Origin of the sequence: Sphingomonas sp. JUb134, from assembly GCF_004341505.2 — a bacterium.
Taxonomy (GTDB): domain Bacteria; phylum Pseudomonadota; class Alphaproteobacteria; order Sphingomonadales; family Sphingomonadaceae; genus Sphingomonas.
Genome location: NZ_SLYP02000001.1, coordinates 2,873,677 through 2,895,045, shown reverse-complemented (window position 1 = coordinate 2,895,045; position 21,369 = coordinate 2,873,677). Strand labels below are relative to the sequence as shown.

Here is a 21,369-nt window from a genome sequence, read left to right as displayed (position 1 = left end):
CTTCTAGTCGCGCGACCCGCTCTTAGGGAAGCGCGGCCTCGTCAGGCGTCAACGGGGACGTCGGTTTGCAGCACCCACCGTTCACCCGCCTCGATCCCCAGGGCGGTGAGCACGCCGCTGCGGTAGGCACCGGTGTCGATGCCGATCCGGTTCGGCTTCTCCTGAACCTCAGATGCGATGGTATGGCCATGCACGACCATCATCGCGTGGTCGTGGGCGCTATCGATGAACTCGCGCCGGATCCAGCGGAAGTCGGACGGATCCTGCTCGTCCAGCGGAACGCGGGGGCGAATACCCGCGTGCACGAACAGATAGTCGCCGCTGCGATACCAGTCGCGCGCGCGGTCCAGGAAATCGACATCGGCGCGAGGGATGCGGTCGACCAGCAGTTCGGCCAGGTCCGCAAAGCTGCCGCGATCGATCTCTTCCTGCGTGATACCGTAGCTCGCAAGCGTAGCGCCCCCGCCGATCTGCAGCAGGCCGCGTGCGGCGCGTGCCTCCCCGCGTGCGGCCTGTACGAAGATCTCCTCGTGATTGCCCTTGATCAGAACCGCCCGCCCCGCCGTTACCAGCTCTCGCACCAACGCGACCACTGCGGCGGAGTCGGGGCCGCGATCGACCAGGTCGCCGAGGAACACCAGCAGGACGGTTCCGGCAACCGGTCGGGCCCGAAGGTCGGCCTCGACCCGATCCAGCAACTGCCGCAACAGGTCGATGCGACCGTGGATGTCTCCGATCGCATAGATCCGCTGTCCCGCGGGAAGCTGATAGGTCCGGAGTTCCGCTTTTCGGCGCTTGAAGAACATCATCACCTTGAATTGTCGCAGGAATCGCAGTGGTCGCCGCTCTTGATAAGAGTGCAGGCTGAACGCAAGGCGAATCGCGTGCCCTTGCCTCGCAGAGTCGGGATGGTAGCAGGGGGGATGTCGCGTCTTTCTTTGGCCTTGTGCGCCTGCCTGCTCGCGTTTGCGACACCGGCCGCTGCAGTTCCCGTCTTTGCACCTGCCGTGTCCGCGAGCGACGACCTGCTGGCACTGCGCATGCTGGATCGGCGGATGGAGACGGTCGGCTATCGCCTGGCGGCGCGTGCCGCGCGTTTATGCCCGGACAAGGCGCCGCTGCCCGGCTTCCTGCTGCACGACATCAGCCAGTACGGCGGATCGGATCGCGCGGAGGTGCGCACCACCTTCGGAATCGGCAATGCCCCATCGGTACTGGCGCTGGCGCCAGACAGCCCCGCCGCGCGCGCGGGGCTTCGCGAGGACGATGGGATCGTGGCGATCGACGGTCGGCCGGTGCCCGACCTGCCGAGCGGCACGAGCGGGACCTTCACGCGCCTCCTGGCAGTGACCGAGCAGTTCGAGAAGGCGCTGGCGAGCGGGGAGGTGACGCTGACGGTCGAGCGGAACGGAGCGCGGCAGGAGATCCGGTTCAGCCCGGAACAGGGATGCCCCTCGCGCTTCCAGACCCGACCCTCGGAGACGCTCGATGCCCGCGCCAACGGCGATTATGTCGAAGCGACCACCGCGATGGTCGCCTATGCGGGCGACGATGCGGAACTCGCAGCCGTGCTCGGGCACGAGATGGCGCACAACATCCTGAAGCACCGCGCCCGCCTCAACGCCGCTGGCATCCAGCGGGGCCTGCTCCAGCAGTTCGGGCGCAACGCGCGGCTGACCCGCAACACGGAGGTCGAGGCGGATCGGTTCGGCGTGTACCTGATGGCACACGCCGGCTTCGATCCGCAGGCGGCGGTCCGTTTCTGGGAACGCTATGGCCGGGAACATGGTGCCGGCATCTTTCGCGCGGCAACGCACCCGAGCGAACGTCGTCGCATCGAGATCATCAAGGCCGAGATCGCCCGCATGCAACGCCTGGAACAGGCGGGGCAGGAGCCGCTGCCCGATCTCGGCAGCCAGCCGGACTAACGCTCAGCCTGCGACGCGCAGGCGGGGAGTCGAGGCTGCGGCTTTCGGTTGGTCCGGCCAGATGCCGCGCGCGTCGTGCACGTGCTTGTCGGCGCGCTCGTCCAGAGGCACCGAGCGGAAGATGTCGTGGTCGACCAGCACCACGAACGCGGGGCAGGTCTCCAGTGCGGTGTCGAGATCGATCAACTGCGCACCGGTGCCCTCGAACGCCTGCGGTAGGCGCGCGGCATAGGGCTCCACGATCCGGACCCGATCGCCGAAGCGCTTCGCCAGGTGCAGCGCGACCTTGAGCGCGGGACTTTCGCGGAAATCGTCGATGTTGGCCTTGAACGCGAGGCCCAGGCACGCGATCGGTGCGCCGGGCACCGCTTCTGCGAGGGCTTCCGCCCGGGCGATCGTGTGGGCGATCTTCGCGTCGTTCACTTCGCGCGCGGTTCGGATCAGCCTGCTGTTCTCCGGATCGGCATGCACCAGGAACCAGGGATCGACGGCGATGCAGTGGCCGCCGACGCCGGGCCCGGGCGACAGGATGTTGACGCGCGGATGGCGGTTGGCCAGGCGGATCACCTCCCAGACGTCGATGCCCATCGTGTCCGCCACCACCGAGAGTTCGTTGGCAAAGGCGATGTTGACGTCGCGGAAGGCGTTTTCGGTGAGCTTGGTCATTTCCGCCGCACGCGCCGTGGTGGTCACGCAGGCGCCCCGCACGAAGCGGCGGTAGAAATGCAGTGCCTTGCGGGCACAGCGCGGGGTGATGCCGCCGATCACCCGATCGTTGTCGATCAGTTCGACCAGGATTCGGCCGGGCAGCACGCGCTCCGGGCAATAGGCGATCGCGACGTCCGCGGTGCCGCTGCAATGGCCGGGGATCGCGAGGTCGGCGCGCCTGTCGGCGAGCAGTGCCGCCACCTTTTCGGTGGTGCCGATCGGGGAGGTGGACTCCAGGATCACGGTATCGCCCGCCTTGAGCACGGGCGCGATGGTGGCGGCGGCTTCCAGCACATAGCCGATGTCGGGCTCGTGGTTCGGGCCGAAGGGGGTCGGCACCGCGATGACAAACACGTCGGCTGGCGCGATCTGGGTCGAGGCCCGCAGCAGACCGCGTGCAACGACGCCCGAGACCAGGCCATCCAGGTCGATCTCCTCGATGTGGACCTTGCCCGAGTTCACTGTCTCGACCACCCGCGGATCGACGTCGATGCCGAGGACGGAGGCACCCGAGCGGGCGATCACCGCGGCGGTGGGCAGGCCGATATAGCCCAGCCCCACCATGCAAACCTTCAGTTCAGAGTCCGAAATCACGTGCCACGATCTCCGCGATCCTTGCCGATGCCCGGCCGTCGCCGAAGGGATTATGCGCGCGCGCCATGGCCGCATAGGCGTCCTGGTCGTCAAGGAGCGTGCAGATTCCCGAAACGATACGATCTTCGTGCGGGCCCACGAGGCGCGCGGTGCCGGCCGTGACGCCCTCCGGCCGCTCGGTGGTCTCGCGCATCACCAGCACCGGCTTGCCGAGGGCAGGGGCTTCCTCCTGCACCCCGCCCGAATCAGTGAGGACGATGTGCGCGAGTTCGAGCGCGCGGATGAAGTTGGGGTAATCCAGCGGCGCCACGCGCGCGACGTTCGGGCGGTCTCCGAGCACCGCGTCCATGGCTGCGACCACGTTCGGGTTGGGGTGGACCGGGAAGAGCACCGCTACGTCCGGCCGGTCGGCGATCCGGCCGACGGCGCGCGCGATCGCGGCCATGCCGTCCCCGAAGTTCTCGCGCCGGTGGGTGGTCACCAGCACGACGCGCTTGCCGGCAAAGCGTTCTGCGATGGGCGCAATCTCGGCGGCGAGCCCCGGATCGGCCGAAATGCGGTCCCGGGTCGCGTGCAGGGCGTCGATCACCGTGTTGCCGGTGACGTGGATGGATGCAGGCGACACGTTCTCCGCCCGCAAGGCGGCGGCGGCCGTCTCGGTCGGCGCGAAGTGGAGGTCGGCGATCGGGGCGACGATGCGGCGGTTCACCTCCTCCGGCCAAGGCTGGTAGATGTCGCCGGAGCGAAGGCCCGCCTCAACATGGCCGACGGGGATCTTGCGGTAATAGGCGGCCAGCGCACCCACCATCGCCGTCGCCGTGTCGCCCTGGACGATCACCCGGTCAGGCTGCTCTCGATCCATCACCTCGCCGAGCGCCAGCAGCAAGCGGGCGGTCAGGCGATCCAGCGACTGGCCCGGCTCCATCAAGTCCAAGTCGATGTCCGGGGTCACGCCGGCGATCGAAAGCACCTGATCGAGAAGGCCGCGATGCTGTGCCGTGACGCAACTGCGCACTGCAAGTCCTGGTCGCTCGGCCAGCGCGTGCAGGACCGGGAACAGCTTGATCGCTTCGGGCCGTGTACCGAATACGACCAGAATGCGTCGGTTTTGGTGCGTTGCCATGGCAGCCTTCTATCGCGGAAGTTTAGGGAGTGCTAATCGCGCGAAGGTATCGGGCAGGGGGGCCTGACCGTCTATCGGCCGTCCGGCCGCGCTGACACATCACAGGGAGCAAGCATGTCCATCAAACCACTTCGCAAGGCGGTGTTTCCGGTCGGGGGTCTGGGGACCCGCTTTCTGCCGGCGACCAAGGCCATGCCGAAGGAAATGCTGCCGGTGGTGGACCGTCCGCTGATCCAATATGCCGTGGACGAGGCGATCGAGGCGGGCATCGAGCAGATGATCTTCGTCACCGGTCGCGGCAAGCATGCGATCGAAGACCATTTCGACATCGCCTACGAGCTTGAGTCGACCATGTCGGGTCGCGGCAAGTCGCTCCAGGTGCTCGACGCCACGCGCCTGAAGCCGGGCCGCGTCGCCTATGTGCGCCAGCAGGAGCCGATGGGCCTGGGCCACGCCGTCTGGTGCGCACGCGACATCGTCGGCGACGAGCCGTTCGCGGTGCTGCTCGCGGACGACTTCATGGTCGGCCAGCCGGGCTGCCTCAAGCAGATGGTCGAGGCGTACAACAAGGTCGGCGGCAACCTGATCTGCGCGCAGGAAGTGGCCGACGACCAGACCGACAAATACGGCGTCATCACCCCGGGCACGCGCGACGGCACGCTGACCGAGGTGAAGGGCCTCGTCGAGAAGCCCAAGGCGGGAACGGCGCCGTCGAACCTGGCGGTGATCGGTCGCTACGTGCTCCAGCCCGAGGTCATGCGCATCCTGGAGACGCAGGAGGCCGGTGCCGGTGGCGAGATCCAGCTGACCGACGCGATGGCGCGGATGATCGGCAATCAGCCGTTCCATGGGGTGACCTTCCAGGGCGTTCGCTACGACTGCGGCGACAAGGCGGGCTTCCTCCAGGCTAATCTGGCAACGGCACTGGCGCGCGAGGACGTCGGCCCCGCGGTCCGGGCCTTTGCCCAGGACCTGCTCGCCTGATCGACGGCGCCCGGCTTGCAGCCGGGCGTCAGAACGCCAGCAGGCGATCCTCGCCCAGGGTCGCCAGCAGGCTGACCAGCCCGCCGGCGGCCGTGCCGGCGGGAAGCTCGGCCATCGACAGGCCGGTGAGGGCCAGACCCGACTGGCAGACCAGCAGTTCCACGCCGCTCTCGCGGGCGATCGCGATGAGGTCTGCCCGGTCCGGCAACCCGGCCGCGGCGAGCCGGGCGGCATCGGGATCGGCGGACGCCTGGAGCAGCACGACCGCGTCTTCATGAAGGAACACCCGCGTCCGGCCGCCGAGTGCGGCAGTGGCCGCAGCGGTGGAGAGCGCCGCCCGGAAGCGGACGGGATCGGCGGTCGCGACGAGGACGGTCAGCCCCCGCATGCGGGGCACCCCGGATCCTTGGGGAGCAGCAGCGTCCGGAAGCGCAGCGCCAGCGTGTCGATCAGCAGCAGCTTGCCCGCGCTATCCTCGCCGAAGGCGGTGATGGCGCGGATCGCCTCCAGTGCGGCGAGGCTGCCGACGACGCCGGTCAGGGCGCCGAGCACGCCCATGTCGGCGCAGCTGCGGTCCGGACGTTCCGGGTCCTGGCCGACGAAGCAGCGATAGCAGGGCTTGTCCGCCTCCCAGCCGCGGAACACCCCCAGCTGGCCCTCGAACTCGCCGACTGCGGCGGCGACCAGCGGAACGCGGGCCGCAAGCGCGGCATCGGCCACCGCAAGCCGCGTGGCGAAATTGTCGGTCCCGTCGACCACGACGTCCATGCCGCCGACCAGCCCGGCTGCGTTTGCCGAATCGATCCGGAGCTGGTGCACGTTGACGGATACGTGCGGGTTGAGCCATGCGACCGCGTGCCGCGCGACCTCAGCCTTCGGCTGTCCCAAATCCTCGGTGCCGAACAGGGTCTGGCGCTGGAGGTTCGACAATTCGATGCGGTCGTCGTCGATGATGCTGAGCCGCCCGATTCCTGCCGCGGCAAGATACTGGATCACTGGCGAGCCGATGCCGCCTGCACCGACCACGCACACATGCGCGTCGGCGAGCCTGGCCTGCCCGGCGCCGCCGACTTCCTTCAACACGATGTGGCGGGCGTAGCGCTCCAGCTCCGCGTCGGTCAGGATCATTCGGGCAGGTCGAAGGTCATGCTCACACGGTACCAGGTGCCTTCCACCGCGAAGCGCGTGTTCAGATTGTCGCGCGCGAAGCCGAGCACCAGCCCGGCGGCATATTGCTCGACCGTGGGGCAGTTGATGGCGCGCGGAATGGTCGCCCGCACGCTCGCGCCGCTGCCGATCAGGACGGCGACGTCGGCATGGACGCGGCGCTTGCCGGCGATCGGTGCAGGCGGCGTGCAACGGCCCTGCGCCATTTCGCCCTGGACGAAGCGGACCATCTGCGGCGTCACTTCCGGTTGGGTACGATAGGGAAGCGCGTCCAGCGCTTCCCAATCGATCGGCGAGGTACGAAGGCGATTCGGTTCGGCCGGTGGTGGCGTCAGCTGCGCAGTCAGCGCGGCCATCAGGGCGAGGAAGGGGGTCACCGCCCGGTCGACCCGAAGCCGCCACTGCCGCGCGCGGTCTCGTCCAGGGTCATCACCTCTTCGAGCGTCGCGCGCAACACCGGCGCCGGCACGAGCTGTGCGATGCGCTCGCCGCGACCGATGGCGAACGGCTCCTGTCCCAGATTGACCAGGATCACCTTCACTTCCCCGCGATAGTCGCTGTCGATCGTGCCGGGCGTGTTGAGGCAGGTGATGCCGTGCTTGATCGCAAGGCCGGAGCGCGGCCGAACCTGCACTTCATAGCCGGCGGGTATGGCCAGGGCGAAGCCGGTCGAAACTGCGTGCCTGGCGCCTGGCGCAAGCATGCAGTCTTCGGCAGCCACAATGTCCATGCCGGCGGCGCCCGCCGTCGCATAGGCCGGTAGCGGCAGCCCCCGGCCATGTTCCAGCCGAAGGACGGCGATGCGGATCGGTTCGCCGCTCATTGCCCGGCCTGCAGGGATGCGAGCATCCGGGTCGTGGCCGAGAGCACCTCCGGGTCGTTCAGGATCTCGTTGCCCTTGCCCGGCAGTACGCGGAAATCGGTCGCAATGCCGCGCAGCGCGAGCGCCTCGGCATAGCCGCGCGAGAATTTCGGCGGTGTGATCGGGTCCTCGGAGCCGACCAGCAGCGCGGCCTTGGTCTGCGGGCGCACACCGCCCACCGTCATCAGCGGATCGAGGCTGTCGGGTGCAGGCTTGAACGATGTGCCGGGCATCCACTTCTCCATGTGCTTGCGCCATTCGGGCAACATGCACGGACAGGCGGCGAGCACCATACCATCGATCAGTTTCGGCCGGAGCCCGGCAAGGTCCGCCACCAATGCCGCCCCGCCGCCGTCTCCGACGACGACGGTGGGAACGTCCGGATATCGTTTGCGCCCGGCTTCGATCCGGTCGGCAAAAGCCGTGATGCGCTCCCGCGTGAAACCACGGGACATACCCTTGTCCGCGTCGCCCTCTGCCACGGGCTGGGTGAGCGCCATCACCCGCGCACCAGGGGCGGCCGCCGCAAGGGCGCGGGCGAAGCGGTGGGGATCGGTCGCATCTGACGTCGCCCCGTCCCGGTGCAGCACATAGACCAGCGCCTTCACCGAACGACGGCCATTGGGGCCGAACGCCTGCTCCCGCACCGTCGCCGTGGCACTGTCGGAGGCGGGACGAACCCCGCCGCCGGCGCAGCTTGCGAGCGCGAGACCCAGGGCGAGGGGGAGCAGCCTATGCCAGCGCATGTGCGATCCGCTCCGCCAGACGCTCCGCAACCAGGTCCTTGTCCATTCGCTCCCAACTTTCCACGCCATTTTCCGTCACCAGGTGGATCGCGTTGGCGGTCCCGCCCATCACGTCCCCCGATACGTCGTTGGCGACAATCCAATCTGCGCCCTTCCGTGCGCGCTTCCCGGCGGCATGGTTGATCACGTCGTGCGTTTCCGCCGCAAACCCGACCAGCAGCCGCGGTCGCCGCGGGCTATGCCCGAGCGTCGCGAGGATGTCCGGGTTGGCGACGAGTTCCAGCCGATCGCCCATGTCCGCCTTGGCCCGCTTCAGGGGCGCGGCCTCGACCCGCCAGTCCGCGATGGCCGCCACCATCACCGCGGCGTCGGCCGGAAGCGCCGCCTCAACTGCGTCCGCCATCTCGCGCGCGCTTTCCACGTCCACCCGCGACACGCCCGGCGGGGTCTGAAGCGCCGTCGGCCCGGACACCAGCGTCACGCGCGCGCCAAGCTTCGCCAGCGCACCGGCAATCGCATAGCCCTGCCGGCCGGAGGAGCGGTTGGCGATGTAGCGCACCGGGTCGATCGCCTCGTGGGTGGGCCCCGCCGTCACCAGAACGTGCCGGCCGGCGAGGGGCTGGGCCGCGGGTGTAAGGGCGCGCTCGATCGCAGCGAGGATTGCCGCGGGCTCCGGCAGGCGGCCCGGCCCATACTCCCCACAGGCCATCCTGCCTTCGTCGGGCTCGAGCACCGTGACTCCGTCGCGACGCAGCTGCGCGACGTTGCGGACGGTGGCGGCATGCTGCCACATGCGCACGTTCATGGCGGGCGCAGCGAGCACCGGCTTGTCGGTCGCGAGCAGCAGCGTGGTCGCCAGATCGTCGGCCATGCCGGCTGCCATCTTCGCAAGCAGGTCTGCCGTCGCGGGCGCGACCACGACCAGGTCCGCCTCGCGGCTGAGCTGGATGTGGCCCATCTCGGTCTCTTCCTTCAGGTCCCACAGGCTGGTGTGGACCGGTGCCTCCGACAGCGCGGCGAGCGTCATGGGGGTGACGAAGTGCGCACCTCCGTCGGTCAACACGCAGCGAACCGCGATGCCGGCCTTGCGGCACAGGCGGATCAGTTCGCACGCCTTGTAGGCGGCGATGCCGCCCCCGACGATCAGCAGGATGCGCTTCATCGCGTGATCCTCTGCACCCGAACCCGCCGCCTGTCGAGCAGCACGCGGGCGAGGTCGCGCAGTCCGTCCGGCGCAAAGGCCAGGCCGACGAGCAGCAGGGGAGCGACGAGGAAAGCCCAATAGAACCCGTCCGCGCCTGGGAGGATGGCTGTCGCGGCAGCATAGACCGCCAGCGTCACGGTCACGCGCAAGGCGACCGGATCGTCCCACATCGCCCAGCCGAACAGCGCGAGCGCGACCAGCAGCGCGGCGATCGCGGCCGGCAGCAGGTGGAGCACGGTCGTGGTGATCGAGGCGCGCACGAAGAAGCCGAAGCCGTGCATCCCTGCTGCGTCCGAGGCGGTCGGATCCAGTGGACCGACGACCTGCGCGACGGCCTGGGCATGGAACACCAGGACGACGGCCAGCAGGCCGATTCCCGCCGCCCAGCCCAACGCCTCGCGGCGCCGTCCCTCGGCAAAGGCGAGCAGCCCCATGGCGATGGCGTAGAAGGCGGCGGTCTCGCGGATCAGCATCGCCGCGGTGGCGACGGCAACCGCCTCCACCCAGCGGTCCTGCTGTCGGATCGCCAGCGACATAGCCACCAGCATGCCTGCCCAGGTCTCGGGAAAAAGCACGACGTCCGGCGCCAGCAGGCCCACCATCCCGCCTGCGAGGAGCAGCATGCCCCCGAACACCGGCAGCGGCCGGGCCAAGGCCTCGCGCAACCGCTTCTGCCAGGCAAAGGCGGTGCCGATCGCCAGCAGGAGGAGCAGCAGGGCCGACACCAGCCCCGGAAGTACGGCGAGCACTACCGGCAGCGTAGGCAGGGGAAAGGAGAGGAACGGCTTAAGCGGATAGCCGCCACTGCGCAGCATCCGTGCGGTTGCCGGGTAATAGGCATCGCCGCCGCGCAGCGCGCCGACGATGCCATCGTGCACGCTGATGTCGCTCTGCTCGATCGCTGCACGCGGCGCTGGCACGCTCCCGCCGCGCACGCCCATCAGGGCACCGGCCGCGACCAGCAGCAGGAACAGGACCAGTGCCACTGCCTGATTGGCCGAGAGGCCGCTGGCCCGGCTTGGGCGGACCAGCCACAGCGGGCGGGCGGGCCGCGCCATCAGCTGGCCAGCAGCGTCGCCGCTACCGCCAGCGCGGCGCTCACCACGGCCACGCCGATGTATCGCCACCCGCCGCCGACGCGGATGACCTCGATTTCGCGCAACGGCGGGGCAGGGGGCGCACCGCCAGGTGTCGGATAGCGCGCTTCCAGGTTGCGGATCAGCTGCGGCAGCCGCGCAAAGGTGCGCAGGTCGGTGACGATGCGGTCGGCGACCGCCGCCTCCGGACCCAGTTCGTCCCGGATCCAGCCGCGCACGAACGGCGCCGCCGTTTCCCACAGGTTGATGTCTGGATCGAGTGCGGTCGCCACGCCTTCCACCATCACCATCGTCTTCTGCAGCAGCAGCAGGTGCGGCTGGGTCTGCATGTCGAAATCACGGGTGATGTTGAAGAGGCTCTCCAGCATCATGCCGACCGACATGTCCTTGACCGCCAACCCGCGCATCGGCTCGCCGACCGCGCGCAGCGCCGTCGCGAACTCCGCGACATTGTGGTGCGCGGGCACATAGCCGGCTTCGAAGTGGATTTCGGCGACGCGGCGATAGTTGCCGGTGATCAGGCCGTAGAGGATCTCGGCCAGCCACACCCGCGCGCGGCGGTCGATGCGGCCCATGATGCCGAAATCGATCGCGCAGATGCGCCCGTCCGGCAGCGCGAACAGGTTCCCCTGGTGCATGTCGGCGTGGAAGAAACCCTCCGCGATCGCCTGGCGTAGGAACGCCTGCACCAGCTTGCGCGCCATCGCCGGAAGGTCGTGGCCGGCCTCGATCAGGGCGGCGCGGTTCGACAGCTTGATGCCGTCGATCCACTCGATCGTCAGCACCCGGCTGGTGGTGCGCTGCCAGTCGACCGCGGGGACGGTGAAGTCCGGCTCCGCCTGCATCGCTTCGGCAAGTTCGGAGGCCGACGCCGCTTCGCGCCGCAGGTCGAGCTCGCGCGCGGTCCAGCGCTTCATCGTCTCGATGACGAGCCGCGGACGCAGCCGCTTCAGCTCGCCGCCATAGGCTTCGAGCTGGGCGGCGGCCCATTCATAGGTGTCGATCGCCTGGTTGAACTCGTGCTCGACGCCAGGGCGCAGCACCTTGACGGCGACCGTGCGACCATCGGTCGTGACGGCGCGGTGCACCTGCGCGATCGAGGCCGCGCCGACCGGCACTTCCTCGATCTCGGCAAATACGCTTTCGATCGGCCGGCCGAGACCCGCCTCGATCGCCGGGCGGATCACCGACCAGGGGAGCGGCGGCAGCGCGTCCTGCAGCGCGAGCAGATCGTGCGCCGGGTCCTCGCCGACCAGGTCGGGACGGGTGGCGAGCGTCTGGCCAAGCTTGATCGCGGCCGGACCAAGCGCCTGCAACGCCTGCGCGTAGCGCGGTTCCTTGGGCACGAACATGCCCATCTGAAGGAGGCGTGCAACGCGGCGGAGCCCTGGCGGGGTGCTCGGGTCTCGCTCAAGCCCGCGCAGCGCGCCGTGGCGCGCCAGCGTGCGGCCCCATTTCCAAAGGCGCCAGCCGTGGGTGATCTTGGAGGTCATGCCCGATCCTCGATACGGCGGGGACGGGGGCTCAGATCTTCCACCCGCTGTGGATCGCGACCAGGCCGCCGAGCAGCGGCTCGACCTTGGTCCGCACGAAACCGGCGTCGCCGATCATGCGCTCGAACGTCGGCATGTCCGGGAAGCGGCGGATCGACTCGATCAGGTAGCGATAGCTGTCCTCGTCGTCGGCGAGGAGCTTGCCGAGCTTGGGCACGAGCTTGTGCGAATAGGCGTCGTACACCTCGGCGAACCCCGGCCACTGGGTGGTCGAGAACTCTAGGCAGAAGAAGCGCCCGCCGCGGCGCAGGACGCGATGCGCCTCGCGCAACGCCTTGGGAATGTCGGTCACGTTCCGGATGCCGAAGGCGATGGTGTAGGCGTCGAAGAAGCGATCGGGGAACTGGAGCACTTCTGCGTTCGCTTCGGTCCACACCAGGCCGTCGATCCCGCGCTGCTGCGCGCGGCCCATGCCGACCTCCAGCATCGCCGGATTGATGTCGGCGACCGTGATCGACGCGCCGCGGGCGGCCATACGGAAGGCGATGTCGCCGGTCCCGCCGGCCATGTCGAGGATCTGCTCGCCCGGCTGCGGCTTCACCCGCCGCACGAAGCGATCCTTCCAGAGCCGATGCATGCCTCCGGACATGGCATCGTTCATGAGGTCGTAGCGGGAGGCTACGCTGGCGAAGACGTCCCCGACACGGCGGGTCTTTTCCTCGGGGGCGACTTCTTCATAGCCGAACGAGACGGTGTTGGTCATGCAAGCGCCTTAGCCAAGCCTTGTGGCCCGGGCAAACCCTGCCTAGCTCCCACCCATCATGCCCGAGCTTCCCGAAGTCGAAACCACCGTGGGTGGACTGCGCCCGGTGCTGGAGGGGCAGCGCATCGCGCGTGTCGTGCCCCGCCGCGCCGACCTGCGCCGCGCGATCCCCGAGGACCTGGGCCAGCGGCTCACCGGGGCGCAGGTCGTCGCACTTGGTCGCCGCGCCAAATACGGCCTGATCGACACCGACCGCGGGGACACGCTCGTCTTCCACCTCGGCATGTCCGGGCGATGGCGCGTCGATCCTTCGGAACTGCTGCCGCACGACCACCTGCTGATCGAGACCGAGGCGGGAAGGTCGCTCGCGTTGAACGATCCGCGGCGATTCGGCTCGCTCGATCTGCTGCGCACCGAATCGGTCGAGGAATGGGCGCCGTTCCGCGCGCTGGGGCCGGAGCCGCTGGGCCCCGAGTTCACCGGCGGCTATCTGGCGCAGGCCTTGGCCGGCCGGGCCGCACCGATCAAGGCGATGCTGCTCGACCAGCGGATCGTCGCCGGGCTCGGCAACATCTATGTGTGCGAGGCGCTGAACCTGGCGCGAATCGCTCCGTCACGGGCGGGCGGGCAGATCGCCCGCGCCCGGCTCGACCGGCTGGTGGAGGCGATCCGCGCCGTCCTGCTCGCCGCGATCGAGGCGGGCGGCTCCACCTTGCGCGATTATGCGCGGCCCGATGGCGAATTGGGCTATTTCTCCAAGCAATGGCGGGTCTATGGGCGTGAGGGTGCAGCCTGTCCCTGTGGAGGGACGGTGCAGCGCCGCACCGAAGGCGGGCGTTCCACCTTCTGGTGCCCCAAGTGCCAGCGCTGAAAAGCTTGACCTTTTCGACGGTGCGCGGTAGGGGCGCCGCTTTCCCGGGCCGTGGAGTTTCTGCGCCCGTTCATGCAGCACAGGATCAGGACGGCACATGGCGAACACGCCACAGGCGAAGAAGCGTATCCGGCGCAACGAGCGTCGCGCGGAAATCAACGGCGCGCGGGTCAGCCGCATCCGTACCTTCATCAAGAAGGTCGAATCGGCGCTGGCATCGGGCGATCGTGAGGCGGCTTCGGCTGCTCTGACCGCAGCGCAGCCGGAGCTGGCGCGGGGCGTCGCCAAGGGCGTGCTCCACAAGAACACCGCGTCGCGCAAGTTCGCACGCCTGACCAAGGCGGTGTCGTCGCTCGCCTGAGCGCACGCACGACCAGGTTGAAAAAGGGGCTTCGCCGGGTGCCGGCGGAGCCCCTTTTTCGTGCCTGAAATCCACCGCCGCGGGACGAATCAAGTACGGCGGTCCAAGTCACGGACAAGTCACGGATTTGTCACGATTCGAATGGGGTCGTAACAAACCGGATCGGCTAAGTCCCTGTTATTGCGGGCAAAAAACGGAAACCCGCGGAATTCCGAGGGGTTCGGGGTGTCAATGCTCTATATTATTTTTTTGGGCGTGACCGGCTCTTGATCTTCCTTCCGCCGCCTTCCTAAACAAGCCCCACGCCCCGGCTCCGGGGCACGGTATCGCGGAGTTTCGCGTGCGGTTCCGGTCTTCACGGCCAGGTTACCGTTGGAGCTTATCGCTAGTTGGAATCACAGGCTGAAAGCGCTGCTTTCGGTCGGGGGAGAGGTGTGTTCGCGTGACGGGAACGGGGGAAGGAACAGCAGCAGCCGTGGAAGCCGCGTGGGGGCGCGTGCGCCACAACCTGCGCCTGTCCGCAGGGCAGCGGCTGTTTGACCGCTGGCTGAAGCCGATGGTGCTGCTCCCGGACAGCGACGCCGACATGGTGCGCCTGGGGCTGCCGTCGGCATTCATGACGAACTGGGTGAAGAGCCACTACGCGGATCGGCTGTTGTTCGAGTTCCGCGCCTGCCTGCCCGAGATCCGCACCGTCTCGGTCGAGACCGTCAGCACGCTGGAGCCCGCGCGCGTCCTGACCGGCGAGTCGATCGCGCCGGCGACGCCGGTGGCCGGCGCCACGCTGCTCGCCGATTCGGCCGCGCCCGTCCCGGCTGCCGAGCCCGTGCCCGCGCAGCCGATCGGCGCGCCGGAGCGCTCGCAGTTCGATCCGCGTTTCACCTTCGACCGATTCGTGTCGCATGATTCGAACCGTGTCGCCCGCAACGCAGCCCAGCTGCTGGCGGAGCCCGGCGTGCCGCGGTTCAGCCCGCTCTACCTCCACAGCGGCACCGGCCAGGGCAAGACGCACCTGATGCACGCGATCGGCCACGCGTTCCTCGCGGCCAATCCGCAGGCGACGGCGATCTACATGCCGGCCGAGCGCTTCATGTTCGAGTTCGTGAGCGCGGTGCGCGCCCGCGACACCCACAGCTTCAAGGCGCGGCTGCGCGCCGTCGACCTGCTGATGATCGACGACCTCCAGTTCGTGGCCGGCAAGGACGCGACCCAGGAGGAGTGCTTCCACACCGTCAACGCGTTCATGGACGCGGGCAAGCGGCTGGTGATCGCGTGCGATCGCAGCCCGCACCTGCTCGACGGCGTCGAGAGCCGGCTGGTGTCGCGGCTCGGCGCCGGTCTGGTCGCCGACATCAAGCCGCCGGCGCTGGAACTGCGCCACGCGATCCTGTCGCGCCGCCTGGCTGAGAATGCCGCGGTGCCGGTGCCGGCCGACGTCCTCGACCTGCTCGCCAGCCGCATCCACGGCAGCGTGCGCGAGCTGGAGGGGGCCTTCAACCGCGTCGTCGCCTATGCGCAGCTGATCGGCCAGCCGGTCACCATGGACTTCGCGGTCCAGACCTTGGGCGAGATGCTCCAGGGGCCGAAGAAGCGCATCACCATCGACGACATCCAGCGCGCGGTCTCCAGCCACTTCGAACTGAAGCAGCTCGATCTGGTCTCCGCCCGCCGCGCCGTCGCGATCGCGCGCCCGCGCCAGATCGCCATGTATCTCGCCAAGCGGCTCACCACGCGCTCGCTGCCTGAGATCGGCCGCAAGTTCGGCAACCGCGACCATTCGACCGTCATCCATGCCGTGAAGCGCATCGAGTCGCTGCGTGGCCTCGACGGCGAGATCGACGGTGCCGTCCGCCAGCTGATGCGGCAGCTCGAGGGCGCCTGAAGCGCCGGGGCGGCCGCACGGGCTGCCCCTTGCAACTAACGCCGCGACGTCGGACGCGGTCGCAGCTGGTCCAGCGCATCGGCGTTGTCGCGGCCCCAGGCGTAAAGCAGCTCGACCGGCTCGACGAATCGACGTCCGAGCGGCGTCAGCGCATATTCGACCGCCGGCGGAATCGTCCCGTGGACATGGCGGGTGATCAGCCCGCTTTCCGCCATCTCGCGTAGGGTCTGGGTCAGCATCTTCTTCGAAATGCCGGGCAGGCTGCGGAGCAGCACGCCTGTGCGCGCGACTCCTGCGTGGCGCACATGCAGGGTGTGCAGCACCATGCTCGTCCACTTGGTGGCAAACAGCTCCAGCGTGCGACGGGGCGCGCAATCCTCGCGCCATTCCTCCTCGGCCGAACCGATCCGCATGTGGGTACCTCCTGGTGCCTATGTCCCTGAATGGTGCCGTCTAGAAGCTTGTGCCCTGGCTGCCTAGCTGAGGTGCCAATCGGACAAGGAAGCAGGATCATGACGAAGACGGCATTGGTGGTGGGCGCGAGCGGCATCGTCGGCAGCGCGACGGCGGATCTGCTGCTGGCGGAGGGCTGGAGCGTGCACGGCCTCGCGCGCCGGCCGCAGGCGCAGCCCGGCGTGGCGGCAGTCGCTGCCGACCTGAACGACCGGGACGCGACCGCCGCCGCGCTCGCGGGCGTGCATCCCGATGCCGTGTTCATCACCACCTGGGCGCGTCAGGACAGCGAGGCGGAGAACATCCGGGTGAACGGGGCCATGGTGCGCAACCTGCTCGACGCCCTGCCGCCGGCGCAGGGGCCGCGGCACGTCGCGCTCGTCACGGGGCTCAAGCACTATCTCGGGCCGTTCGAGGCCTATGGGAAGGGCGCGCTCCCGCAAACGCCGTTCCGGGAAGAGCAGGGGCGGCTCGACGTGCCCAACTTCTATTATGCGCAGGAGGACGCGGTGTTCGCCGCCGCCGAGCGCGACGGCTTCTCGTGGAGCGTCCACCGTCCGCACACCGTGATCGGGAAAGCGGTCGGCAACGCCATGAACATGGGAACGACGTTGGCGGTCTATGCGACGCTGTGCCGCGAAACCGGTCGGCCGTTCCGCTTCCCCGGATCGGCAGCGCAGTGGGAGGGGCTGACCGACATGACCGACGCCCGGCTGCTCGCCAGCCACCTGCTGTGGGCGGCGACCACGCCTGCGGCGCGCAACGAGGCGTTCAACGTCGTGAACGGCGACGTCTTCCGCTGGAAGTGGATGTGGAGCCGTATCGCGCAATGGTTTGGGATCGGGCCCGCACCGTTCGACGGAACGGTTCTGCCGCTGGAGGCGCAGATGGTCGACGACGCAGACCTCTGGCGCACGATTGCCGCGCGAGAGGGACTCGTCGAGCCGGACCTCGCCCGCCTCGCGTCGCCCTGGCACACGGATGCGGACCTCGGTCGGCCGATCGAGGTCGTCACGGACATGGGCAAGAGCCGCAGGCTCGGCTTCACCGCCTACCAGCCGAGCGACGATGCCTTCTTCGATCTGTTCGAGCGGCTGCGCGCCGACCGGCTGATCCCCTGAGGGACGCCGGCCGGCGTGGGGCAGGGTTGGCTCAGACCTGCAGGCCCAAGGCCTCCTGAGCCGACCGCAGCGTCGGAGCGGCAAGCGCCGTTGCCTTGCCCGCGCCCTTGGCGAGGGCGGCCGAGACCGTGTCGCGGTCGTCCAGCAGGCGGGTCAGGCGATCCCGGATCGGGCCGAGCACGGCGACGGCCAGATCCGCCAGGGCGGGCTTGAAAGTCCCGAATCCCTGGCCGGCGTATTGCTCCACCACCGACTGCGGCGTCGTGTCCGCGAGTGCCGCATAGATGGTGACGAGGTTCTTCGCCTCGGCCCGGCCTTCGAGGCCGTCGAAGCTGTCGGGCAGGGGATCCGGATCGGTGCGCGCCTTGCGGAACTTGGCGGCGATGGTGTCATCGTCGTCGATCAGGTTGATGCGGCTCATGTCCGACGGATCGGACTTGGACATCTTGGCCGTGCCGTCGCGCAAGCTCATGATGCGCGGCGCGGCGGCCGAGATCAGCGGATCGGGCAGCGGGAAGAGCTCGACGCCGGTGTCGGTGTTGAACTTGGTCGCGATGTCGCGCGCCAGCTCCAGATGCTGCTTCTGATCCTCGCCCACTGGCACGTGCGTCGCCTTGTAGGCGAGGATGTCCGCGGCCTGGAGCACCGGGTAGGTGAAGAGGCCGGCGCTCGCGCCCTCGCGGTTCTTGCCGGCCTTGTCCTTCCACTGGGTCATGCGGTTGAGCCAGCCCATGCGGGCGGTGCCCATCAGCAGCCAGCACAGCTCGCTGTGCGCAGGCACGCGCGCCTGGTTGAACAGGATCGAGCGGTCAGGATCGATGCCGGCCGCGAGCAGCGTGGCCGCCATGCCGATGGTATTGTCGGCGAGTTCCTTGGGATCCTGCGTGACGGTCAGCGCATGGAGATCGGCCAGGAAGAACAGGCAGTCGTCGCCCGGTTGCATCGCATCCTGCATCGCGACCCACTGCTTGATGGCGCCCAGATAGTTGCCGAGGTGCAGATTGCCGGTGGTCTGGATGCCGGAGACGACACGCATCTTGTGGTCCTTGCGCTTGGGCGGTGCAGCGGCCGCCGATCAGTTGGTGCTGCGGCGCCGAATCAGCGCCTTCACGTCCGCCACCCGGAACGCGCCGGTGACGAAGCAGGCCAGTCCATAGATCGCGCAGCCGGTTCCGACCAGCACCACAAGGGCTGCGTAGCGCATGGCCATCGGCCCGATCAGATACGGATCGAGCAGGCTCTCCAGGCCGAACACGGCTGCCCCCATCAGCAGCGCCGCGAGGGCGAGTCGGGGAAGGCGGCGGCGCAGTTGCGCGTCGACGGCGAAATGCCCGCGCTTGCGAAGCGTGCGGTACAGCATGGCTACGTTGACGGTGGAGGCGAGGGCGGTGGCGAGCGGCGGCCCGACATGGCCCAGCAGCGGGATCAGGACGATGTTGGCGACGATGTTCACGCCCACCGACCACATCGCGTAGCGCACCGGCGTACGCGTATCCTGGCGCGCGTAGAAGCCGGGCGTCAGCACCTTGACGAGCACATAGGAGGGCAGGCCGACCGAAAAGCCGGCGAGCGCCCAGGCGCAGGCGCGCGTGTCGGCTGCGTCGAACGCGCCGTACTGGAAGAGCCCGCGCACGATCGGCTCGGCGGCGACGATCAGCGCCACCATTGCCGGCAGCGTCAGGAACAGCGCGAGCTCGGTGCCGCGGTTCTGCGTCTCCATCGCCTCCGCCTCGCGCCCGGCGCCCAGCAGGCGTGAGATGGTGGGAAGGAGAATGGTGCCGAGCCCGATCCCGATCAGCCCCAGCGGCAGCTGGTTCAGCCGGTCGGCATAATAGATGTAGGAGATCGACCCGGCCGCGAGCAGCCGGGCTGCCAGCGCGCTGGAGATCAGCAGGTTCACCTGCGACGCACCGGCCCCCATCGCAGCCGGAAGGATCAGCTTCATCAGCCGTTTCACTTCCGGATCGACGCGGGGCAGGCGTGGGCGCAGCGACACGCCGGCGCGGCGGCAGGCGAGCGCCAGCCAGCCAAGCTGCAAAAGGCCGCCGATCGGAACCGCGACCGCCTGCGCGCGCGCGGTCTCGTACGGATCGCCGTTGAAGAAGACGAGCGCGGTGACCATCGCGATGTTGAGCAGGATCGGCGCGGCGGCGTTGACCCAGAACTTGTCGAGCGAGTTGAGAATGCCGCCGAGCAGCGAGGCCAGCGAGATCAGCATCAGATAGGGGATGGTGATCCGCGACAGCTGGACCGCAAAGGCGAACTGGTCGGGCGTGGCGTTGTTGAAGCCGAGCGACATCGCCCAGGTGATCGGCCAGGCGGCGGCCAGCATGATTGCGGTGAAGCCGAGCAGCACCGCGAACAGCACCGACAGCGCGCGCTCTGCGAAATCGAGCCCGGCCGAAAGCTCACCGGTCTCGCCGACCTTGCGGTTGAACATGGGGATGAAGGCGGCGTTGAACGCGCCTTCCGCGAACAAAGCGCGGAACATGTTGGGCAGGCGGAACGCGATGGTGAAGGCGTCGGAGGCAAAGCTCGCCCCCACATAGCGCGCCTGCAGCGAATCGCGCACCAGCGCCAGGACCCGGCTGGCGAGCGTGAGCCCTCCAACCGAGCCGAGGGTGCGAACGAGCTTCATTCCGGTCAGCCGCCTTGGTCAGCCCGTTCGCAGGTCAAGGATCAGGCGTGGCCGATCGTGCCGGCAGCGTTGCCCGACAGTTCGCCGGCAGCGGCCGCCGCCTGCTGCATGTAGAGCGCGCCGAAGTCGATCGGCTCCAGCATCAGCGGCGGGAAGCCGCCGTCGCGGACCGCATCGGCGAGCACACGGCGCGCGAACGGGAAGATGATGCGCGGCGCTTCGGCCAGCAGGAACGGCTGGAGGTGCTCGTCCGGGATGTTGCGCAGGCCGAACAGGCCGGCATAGCTCAGCTCGATGAGGTAGAGCGCCTGGCCCTCGACGTCGGCGCGTGCCTCGATCTTGAGCACCACTTCATGCACGCCCTCGCCGACGGTGGTAGCGCCGATGTTGAACTGCACGTCGAGCTTGGGCTGGCCCTGCACCTGGTAGATGCCCGGCGCGTTCGGGTTCTCGAACGACAGATCCTTCACATATTGCGACAGGACGCCGACCTGCGGCTGGGTGTCGGCACCGTTGGCGAAGCTCTCGTCGAGGCCGGCGTCGTTCTGGTCGTCCATGGGAATTTCCTTGCTGAAGGATAGCTTTGCGGCCTGCCGCGTTTTTCGGCTCGGCGCCTAGCAGGCGATCGGCGCCAGTTCAACGGCGGCGCCCGTGCGATGGACCGCCCGCAGCCATTTGAAACTGGCTCTGCTTGCCCCTATGTTGATCGCGTCAGATTTGGGAGGCGAAGTGCTGGTCGTTGTTCTTCTGGGAATGGTCGCGGGGTTCCTCGCACTGCGTCTCTACGCGGTGCTGGGCAAGCGCACCGGCCATGAACAGCCGCTCGCCCGCCCCGCCGAGGAGCGCGTCGGCGTGCCGCCGGTGCCCCGCACGATCGATGTGCAGCCGGAGCCGCGCGACGTCACCCAGCGCCATGTCGAGCCCGCGGCCGAGAACGGCCTGCGCGCCATCGTCGGCAGCGACCCGACCTTCGACGTCGCCGAGTTCCTGGAAGGTGCCAAGTCCGCCTACCGCATGATCCTGGAAGCCTTCTGGAAGGGCGACCGCGATACCCTCGCCTGGCTCACCGAGGCCGAGGTGCAGACGGCGTTCGCGGCCGCGATCGAAGCGCGGGAAGAGGCGGGCCACACGCTGGACAACCGGCTGGTGTCGATCGAGCGCGCGGTGATCAGCGACGCGAGTGTCGCCGGCGGCCTCGCCCGCGTCACGGTGCGCTTCGACGCCGACATCGCGGCTGTCACGCGCGATGCGGAGGGCCAGGTGGTCGCCGGCTCGCTGACGGACGCGGTCGAGACGCACGACGTCTGGACCTTCGCACGGATGCTCAAGAGCGGCGATCCGAACTGGAAGCTTTCCGACACCGACGAGGCGTGA

General features: G+C 68.7%; 23 protein-coding genes. 7 read left to right on the top strand and 16 right to left on the bottom strand.

Features of this window, described 5'->3' with window-relative positions; genetic code table 11:
• Positions 1-41: 41 nt before the first annotated feature.
• Entirely contained in the window at positions 42-809 is a 768-nt protein-coding gene (locus tag EDF69_RS13545; RefSeq protein WP_132882195.1) for a metallophosphoesterase family protein, read from the bottom strand.
• A gap of 198 nt (positions 810-1,007) precedes the next feature.
• On the opposite strand from EDF69_RS13545, the gene EDF69_RS19820 reads away from it, so the two are divergent.
• Positions 1,008-1,928, top strand: a complete 921-nt coding sequence (locus tag EDF69_RS19820; protein WP_165889960.1) for a M48 family metalloprotease — start codon at positions 1,008-1,010, stop codon at positions 1,926-1,928.
• A gap of 3 nt (positions 1,929-1,931) precedes the next feature.
• Here the strand turns inward: EDF69_RS19820 and wecC are convergent, their stop codons facing one another.
• Both wecC and wecB read right to left on the bottom strand, forming a co-directional pair.
• Positions 1,932-3,200: a UDP-N-acetyl-D-mannosamine dehydrogenase gene (gene wecC, locus EDF69_RS13535; protein ID WP_239555493.1), complete on the bottom strand. Its 1,269-nt coding sequence runs from the start codon at positions 3,198-3,200 to the stop codon at positions 1,932-1,934.
• A gap of 13 nt (positions 3,201-3,213) precedes the next feature.
• On the bottom strand, positions 3,214-4,353 hold the full coding sequence (gene wecB, locus EDF69_RS13530; RefSeq protein ID WP_165889961.1) for a non-hydrolyzing UDP-N-acetylglucosamine 2-epimerase: 1,140 nt from the start codon (positions 4,351-4,353) through the stop codon (positions 3,214-3,216).
• Positions 4,354-4,467: 114 nt separating this feature from the next.
• Here wecB and galU point away from each other — a divergent pair, with 114 nt between their 5' ends.
• Positions 4,468-5,337, top strand: coding sequence for a UTP--glucose-1-phosphate uridylyltransferase GalU (galU, locus tag EDF69_RS13525; protein WP_132882198.1), 870 nt, complete (start codon positions 4,468-4,470; stop codon positions 5,335-5,337).
• A gap of 28 nt (positions 5,338-5,365) precedes the next feature.
• Here galU and EDF69_RS13520 read toward each other — a convergent pair whose 3' ends face one another.
• Genes EDF69_RS13520 through EDF69_RS13480 form a run of 9 tightly spaced genes read right to left on the bottom strand, consistent with a single transcriptional unit; the run spans position 5,366 to position 12,669 of the window.
• Positions 5,366-5,725 carry a DsrE family protein gene (locus tag EDF69_RS13520; RefSeq protein WP_132882199.1) on the bottom strand — a complete coding sequence of 120 codons (360 nt, stop codon included), beginning with the start codon at positions 5,723-5,725 and terminating at the stop codon, positions 5,366-5,368.
• A complete protein-coding gene (locus EDF69_RS13515) occupies positions 5,713-6,465 on the bottom strand; it encodes a HesA/MoeB/ThiF family protein (RefSeq protein ID WP_132882200.1) in 753 nt (250 codons plus the stop codon). Before EDF69_RS13515 ends, EDF69_RS13520 begins: the two co-directional genes overlap by 13 nt.
• Positions 6,462-6,860 (bottom strand): hypothetical protein, encoded by a 399-nt coding sequence (locus EDF69_RS13510; RefSeq protein WP_132882201.1) that lies wholly within the window; start codon positions 6,858-6,860, stop codon positions 6,462-6,464. Before EDF69_RS13510 ends, EDF69_RS13515 begins: the two co-directional genes overlap by 4 nt.
• 17 nt (positions 6,861-6,877) lie before the next feature.
• Positions 6,878-7,327, bottom strand: coding sequence for a dUTP diphosphatase (dut, locus tag EDF69_RS13505; RefSeq protein WP_132882202.1), 450 nt, complete (start codon positions 7,325-7,327; stop codon positions 6,878-6,880).
• Positions 7,324-8,112: a lysophospholipase gene (locus EDF69_RS13500; protein ID WP_239555491.1), complete on the bottom strand. Its 789-nt coding sequence runs from the start codon at positions 8,110-8,112 to the stop codon at positions 7,324-7,326. Before EDF69_RS13500 ends, dut begins: the two co-directional genes overlap by 4 nt.
• Positions 8,099-9,274 carry a bifunctional phosphopantothenoylcysteine decarboxylase/phosphopantothenate--cysteine ligase CoaBC gene (coaBC, locus tag EDF69_RS13495; RefSeq protein ID WP_132882203.1) on the bottom strand — a complete coding sequence of 392 codons (1,176 nt, stop codon included), beginning with the start codon at positions 9,272-9,274 and terminating at the stop codon, positions 8,099-8,101. The genes EDF69_RS13500 and coaBC overlap by 14 nt, the downstream gene beginning before the upstream one ends.
• Positions 9,271-10,374: a hypothetical protein gene (locus tag EDF69_RS13490; RefSeq protein WP_125961017.1), complete on the bottom strand. Its 1,104-nt coding sequence runs from the start codon at positions 10,372-10,374 to the stop codon at positions 9,271-9,273. The genes coaBC and EDF69_RS13490 overlap by 4 nt, the downstream gene beginning before the upstream one ends.
• Entirely contained in the window at positions 10,374-11,906 is a 1,533-nt protein-coding gene (gene ubiB / locus EDF69_RS13485; protein ID WP_132882204.1) for a 2-polyprenylphenol 6-hydroxylase, read from the bottom strand. Before ubiB ends, EDF69_RS13490 begins: the two co-directional genes overlap by 1 nt.
• A gap of 31 nt (positions 11,907-11,937) precedes the next feature.
• Entirely contained in the window at positions 11,938-12,669 is a 732-nt protein-coding gene (locus tag EDF69_RS13480; RefSeq protein ID WP_125961015.1) for a class I SAM-dependent methyltransferase, read from the bottom strand.
• A gap of 58 nt (positions 12,670-12,727) precedes the next feature.
• Between EDF69_RS13480 and mutM the strand changes: the two genes are divergently transcribed.
• From mutM to dnaA, 3 genes are all read left to right on the top strand, one after another.
• Complete coding sequence (gene mutM / locus EDF69_RS13475; protein WP_125961014.1) at positions 12,728-13,540, top strand: bifunctional DNA-formamidopyrimidine glycosylase/DNA-(apurinic or apyrimidinic site) lyase; 813 nt, start codon at positions 12,728-12,730, stop codon at positions 13,538-13,540.
• A gap of 97 nt (positions 13,541-13,637) precedes the next feature.
• Positions 13,638-13,901 (top strand): 30S ribosomal protein S20, encoded by a 264-nt coding sequence (gene rpsT, locus EDF69_RS13470; protein WP_125961013.1) that lies wholly within the window; start codon positions 13,638-13,640, stop codon positions 13,899-13,901.
• A 475-nt stretch (positions 13,902-14,376) separates the two neighbouring features.
• The gene (dnaA, locus tag EDF69_RS13465) at positions 14,377-15,783 is read left to right on the top strand and encodes a chromosomal replication initiator protein DnaA (RefSeq protein WP_339538497.1); all 1,407 of its coding nucleotides are present in this window, start codon (positions 14,377-14,379) and stop codon (positions 15,781-15,783) included.
• Between the two features lie 35 nt (positions 15,784-15,818).
• Here the strand turns inward: dnaA and EDF69_RS13460 are convergent, their stop codons facing one another.
• Complete coding sequence (locus EDF69_RS13460) at positions 15,819-16,196, bottom strand: winged helix-turn-helix transcriptional regulator (RefSeq protein ID WP_125961011.1); 378 nt, start codon at positions 16,194-16,196, stop codon at positions 15,819-15,821.
• A gap of 99 nt (positions 16,197-16,295) precedes the next feature.
• Between EDF69_RS13460 and EDF69_RS13455 the strand changes: the two genes are divergently transcribed.
• Positions 16,296-17,357: an SDR family oxidoreductase gene (locus EDF69_RS13455; protein ID WP_132882206.1), complete on the top strand. Its 1,062-nt coding sequence runs from the start codon at positions 16,296-16,298 to the stop codon at positions 17,355-17,357.
• 31 nt (positions 17,358-17,388) lie between these two features.
• Here EDF69_RS13455 and trpS read toward each other — a convergent pair whose 3' ends face one another.
• Genes trpS through secB form a run of 3 tightly spaced genes read right to left on the bottom strand, consistent with a single transcriptional unit; the run spans position 17,389 to position 20,552 of the window.
• Positions 17,389-18,393 (bottom strand): tryptophan--tRNA ligase, encoded by a 1,005-nt coding sequence (gene trpS / locus EDF69_RS13450; RefSeq protein WP_132882207.1) that lies wholly within the window; start codon positions 18,391-18,393, stop codon positions 17,389-17,391.
• Positions 18,394-18,432: 39 nt separating this feature from the next.
• Entirely contained in the window at positions 18,433-19,995 is a 1,563-nt protein-coding gene (murJ, locus tag EDF69_RS13445; protein WP_132882208.1) for a murein biosynthesis integral membrane protein MurJ, read from the bottom strand.
• A 41-nt stretch (positions 19,996-20,036) separates the two neighbouring features.
• Positions 20,037-20,552 (bottom strand): protein-export chaperone SecB, encoded by a 516-nt coding sequence (gene secB / locus EDF69_RS13440; protein WP_132882209.1) that lies wholly within the window; start codon positions 20,550-20,552, stop codon positions 20,037-20,039.
• 172 nt (positions 20,553-20,724) lie between these two features.
• On the opposite strand from secB, the gene EDF69_RS13435 reads away from it, so the two are divergent.
• Positions 20,725-21,369 (top strand): Tim44/TimA family putative adaptor protein, encoded by a 645-nt coding sequence (locus EDF69_RS13435; RefSeq protein ID WP_132882210.1) that lies wholly within the window; start codon positions 20,725-20,727, stop codon positions 21,367-21,369.

What these genes read in the sequence shown, in the direction of transcription:
- EDF69_RS13545 (WP_132882195.1), bottom strand. Translation starts at nt 809, where the DNA reads ATGATGTTCTTCAAGCGCCGAAAAGCGGAACTCCGGACCTATCAGCTT.
- wecC (WP_239555493.1), bottom strand. Translation starts at nt 3,200, where the DNA reads ATGGTGGGGCTGGGCTATATCGGCCTGCCCACCGCCGCGGTGATCGCC.
- wecB (WP_165889961.1), bottom strand. Translation starts at nt 4,353, where the DNA reads ATGGCAACGCACCAAAACCGACGCATTCTGGTCGTATTCGGTACACGG.
- galU (WP_132882198.1), top strand. Translation starts at nt 4,468, where the DNA reads ATGTCCATCAAACCACTTCGCAAGGCGGTGTTTCCGGTCGGGGGTCTG.
- EDF69_RS13520 (WP_132882199.1), bottom strand. Translation starts at nt 5,725, where the DNA reads ATGCGGGGGCTGACCGTCCTCGTCGCGACCGCCGATCCCGTCCGCTTC.
- EDF69_RS13515 (WP_132882200.1), bottom strand. Translation starts at nt 6,465, where the DNA reads ATGATCCTGACCGACGCGGAGCTGGAGCGCTACGCCCGCCACATCGTG.
- EDF69_RS13510 (WP_132882201.1), bottom strand. Translation starts at nt 6,860, where the DNA reads ATGGCCGCGCTGACTGCGCAGCTGACGCCACCACCGGCCGAACCGAAT.
- dut (WP_132882202.1), bottom strand. Translation starts at nt 7,327, where the DNA reads ATGAGCGGCGAACCGATCCGCATCGCCGTCCTTCGGCTGGAACATGGC.
- EDF69_RS13500 (WP_239555491.1), bottom strand. Translation starts at nt 8,112, where the DNA reads ATGCGCTGGCATAGGCTGCTCCCCCTCGCCCTGGGTCTCGCGCTCGCA.
- coaBC (WP_132882203.1), bottom strand. Translation starts at nt 9,274, where the DNA reads ATGAAGCGCATCCTGCTGATCGTCGGGGGCGGCATCGCCGCCTACAAG.
- EDF69_RS13490 (WP_125961017.1), bottom strand. Translation starts at nt 10,374, where the DNA reads ATGGCGCGGCCCGCCCGCCCGCTGTGGCTGGTCCGCCCAAGCCGGGCC.
- ubiB (WP_132882204.1), bottom strand. Translation starts at nt 11,906, where the DNA reads ATGACCTCCAAGATCACCCACGGCTGGCGCCTTTGGAAATGGGGCCGC.
- EDF69_RS13480 (WP_125961015.1), bottom strand. Translation starts at nt 12,669, where the DNA reads ATGACCAACACCGTCTCGTTCGGCTATGAAGAAGTCGCCCCCGAGGAA.
- mutM (WP_125961014.1), top strand. Translation starts at nt 12,728, where the DNA reads ATGCCCGAGCTTCCCGAAGTCGAAACCACCGTGGGTGGACTGCGCCCG.
- rpsT (WP_125961013.1), top strand. Translation starts at nt 13,638, where the DNA reads ATGGCGAACACGCCACAGGCGAAGAAGCGTATCCGGCGCAACGAGCGT.
- EDF69_RS13460 (WP_125961011.1), bottom strand. Translation starts at nt 16,196, where the DNA reads ATGCGGATCGGTTCGGCCGAGGAGGAATGGCGCGAGGATTGCGCGCCC.
- EDF69_RS13455 (WP_132882206.1), top strand. Translation starts at nt 16,296, where the DNA reads ATGACGAAGACGGCATTGGTGGTGGGCGCGAGCGGCATCGTCGGCAGC.
- trpS (WP_132882207.1), bottom strand. Translation starts at nt 18,393, where the DNA reads ATGCGTGTCGTCTCCGGCATCCAGACCACCGGCAATCTGCACCTCGGC.
- murJ (WP_132882208.1), bottom strand. Translation starts at nt 19,995, where the DNA reads ATGAAGCTCGTTCGCACCCTCGGCTCGGTTGGAGGGCTCACGCTCGCC.
- secB (WP_132882209.1), bottom strand. Translation starts at nt 20,552, where the DNA reads ATGGACGACCAGAACGACGCCGGCCTCGACGAGAGCTTCGCCAACGGT.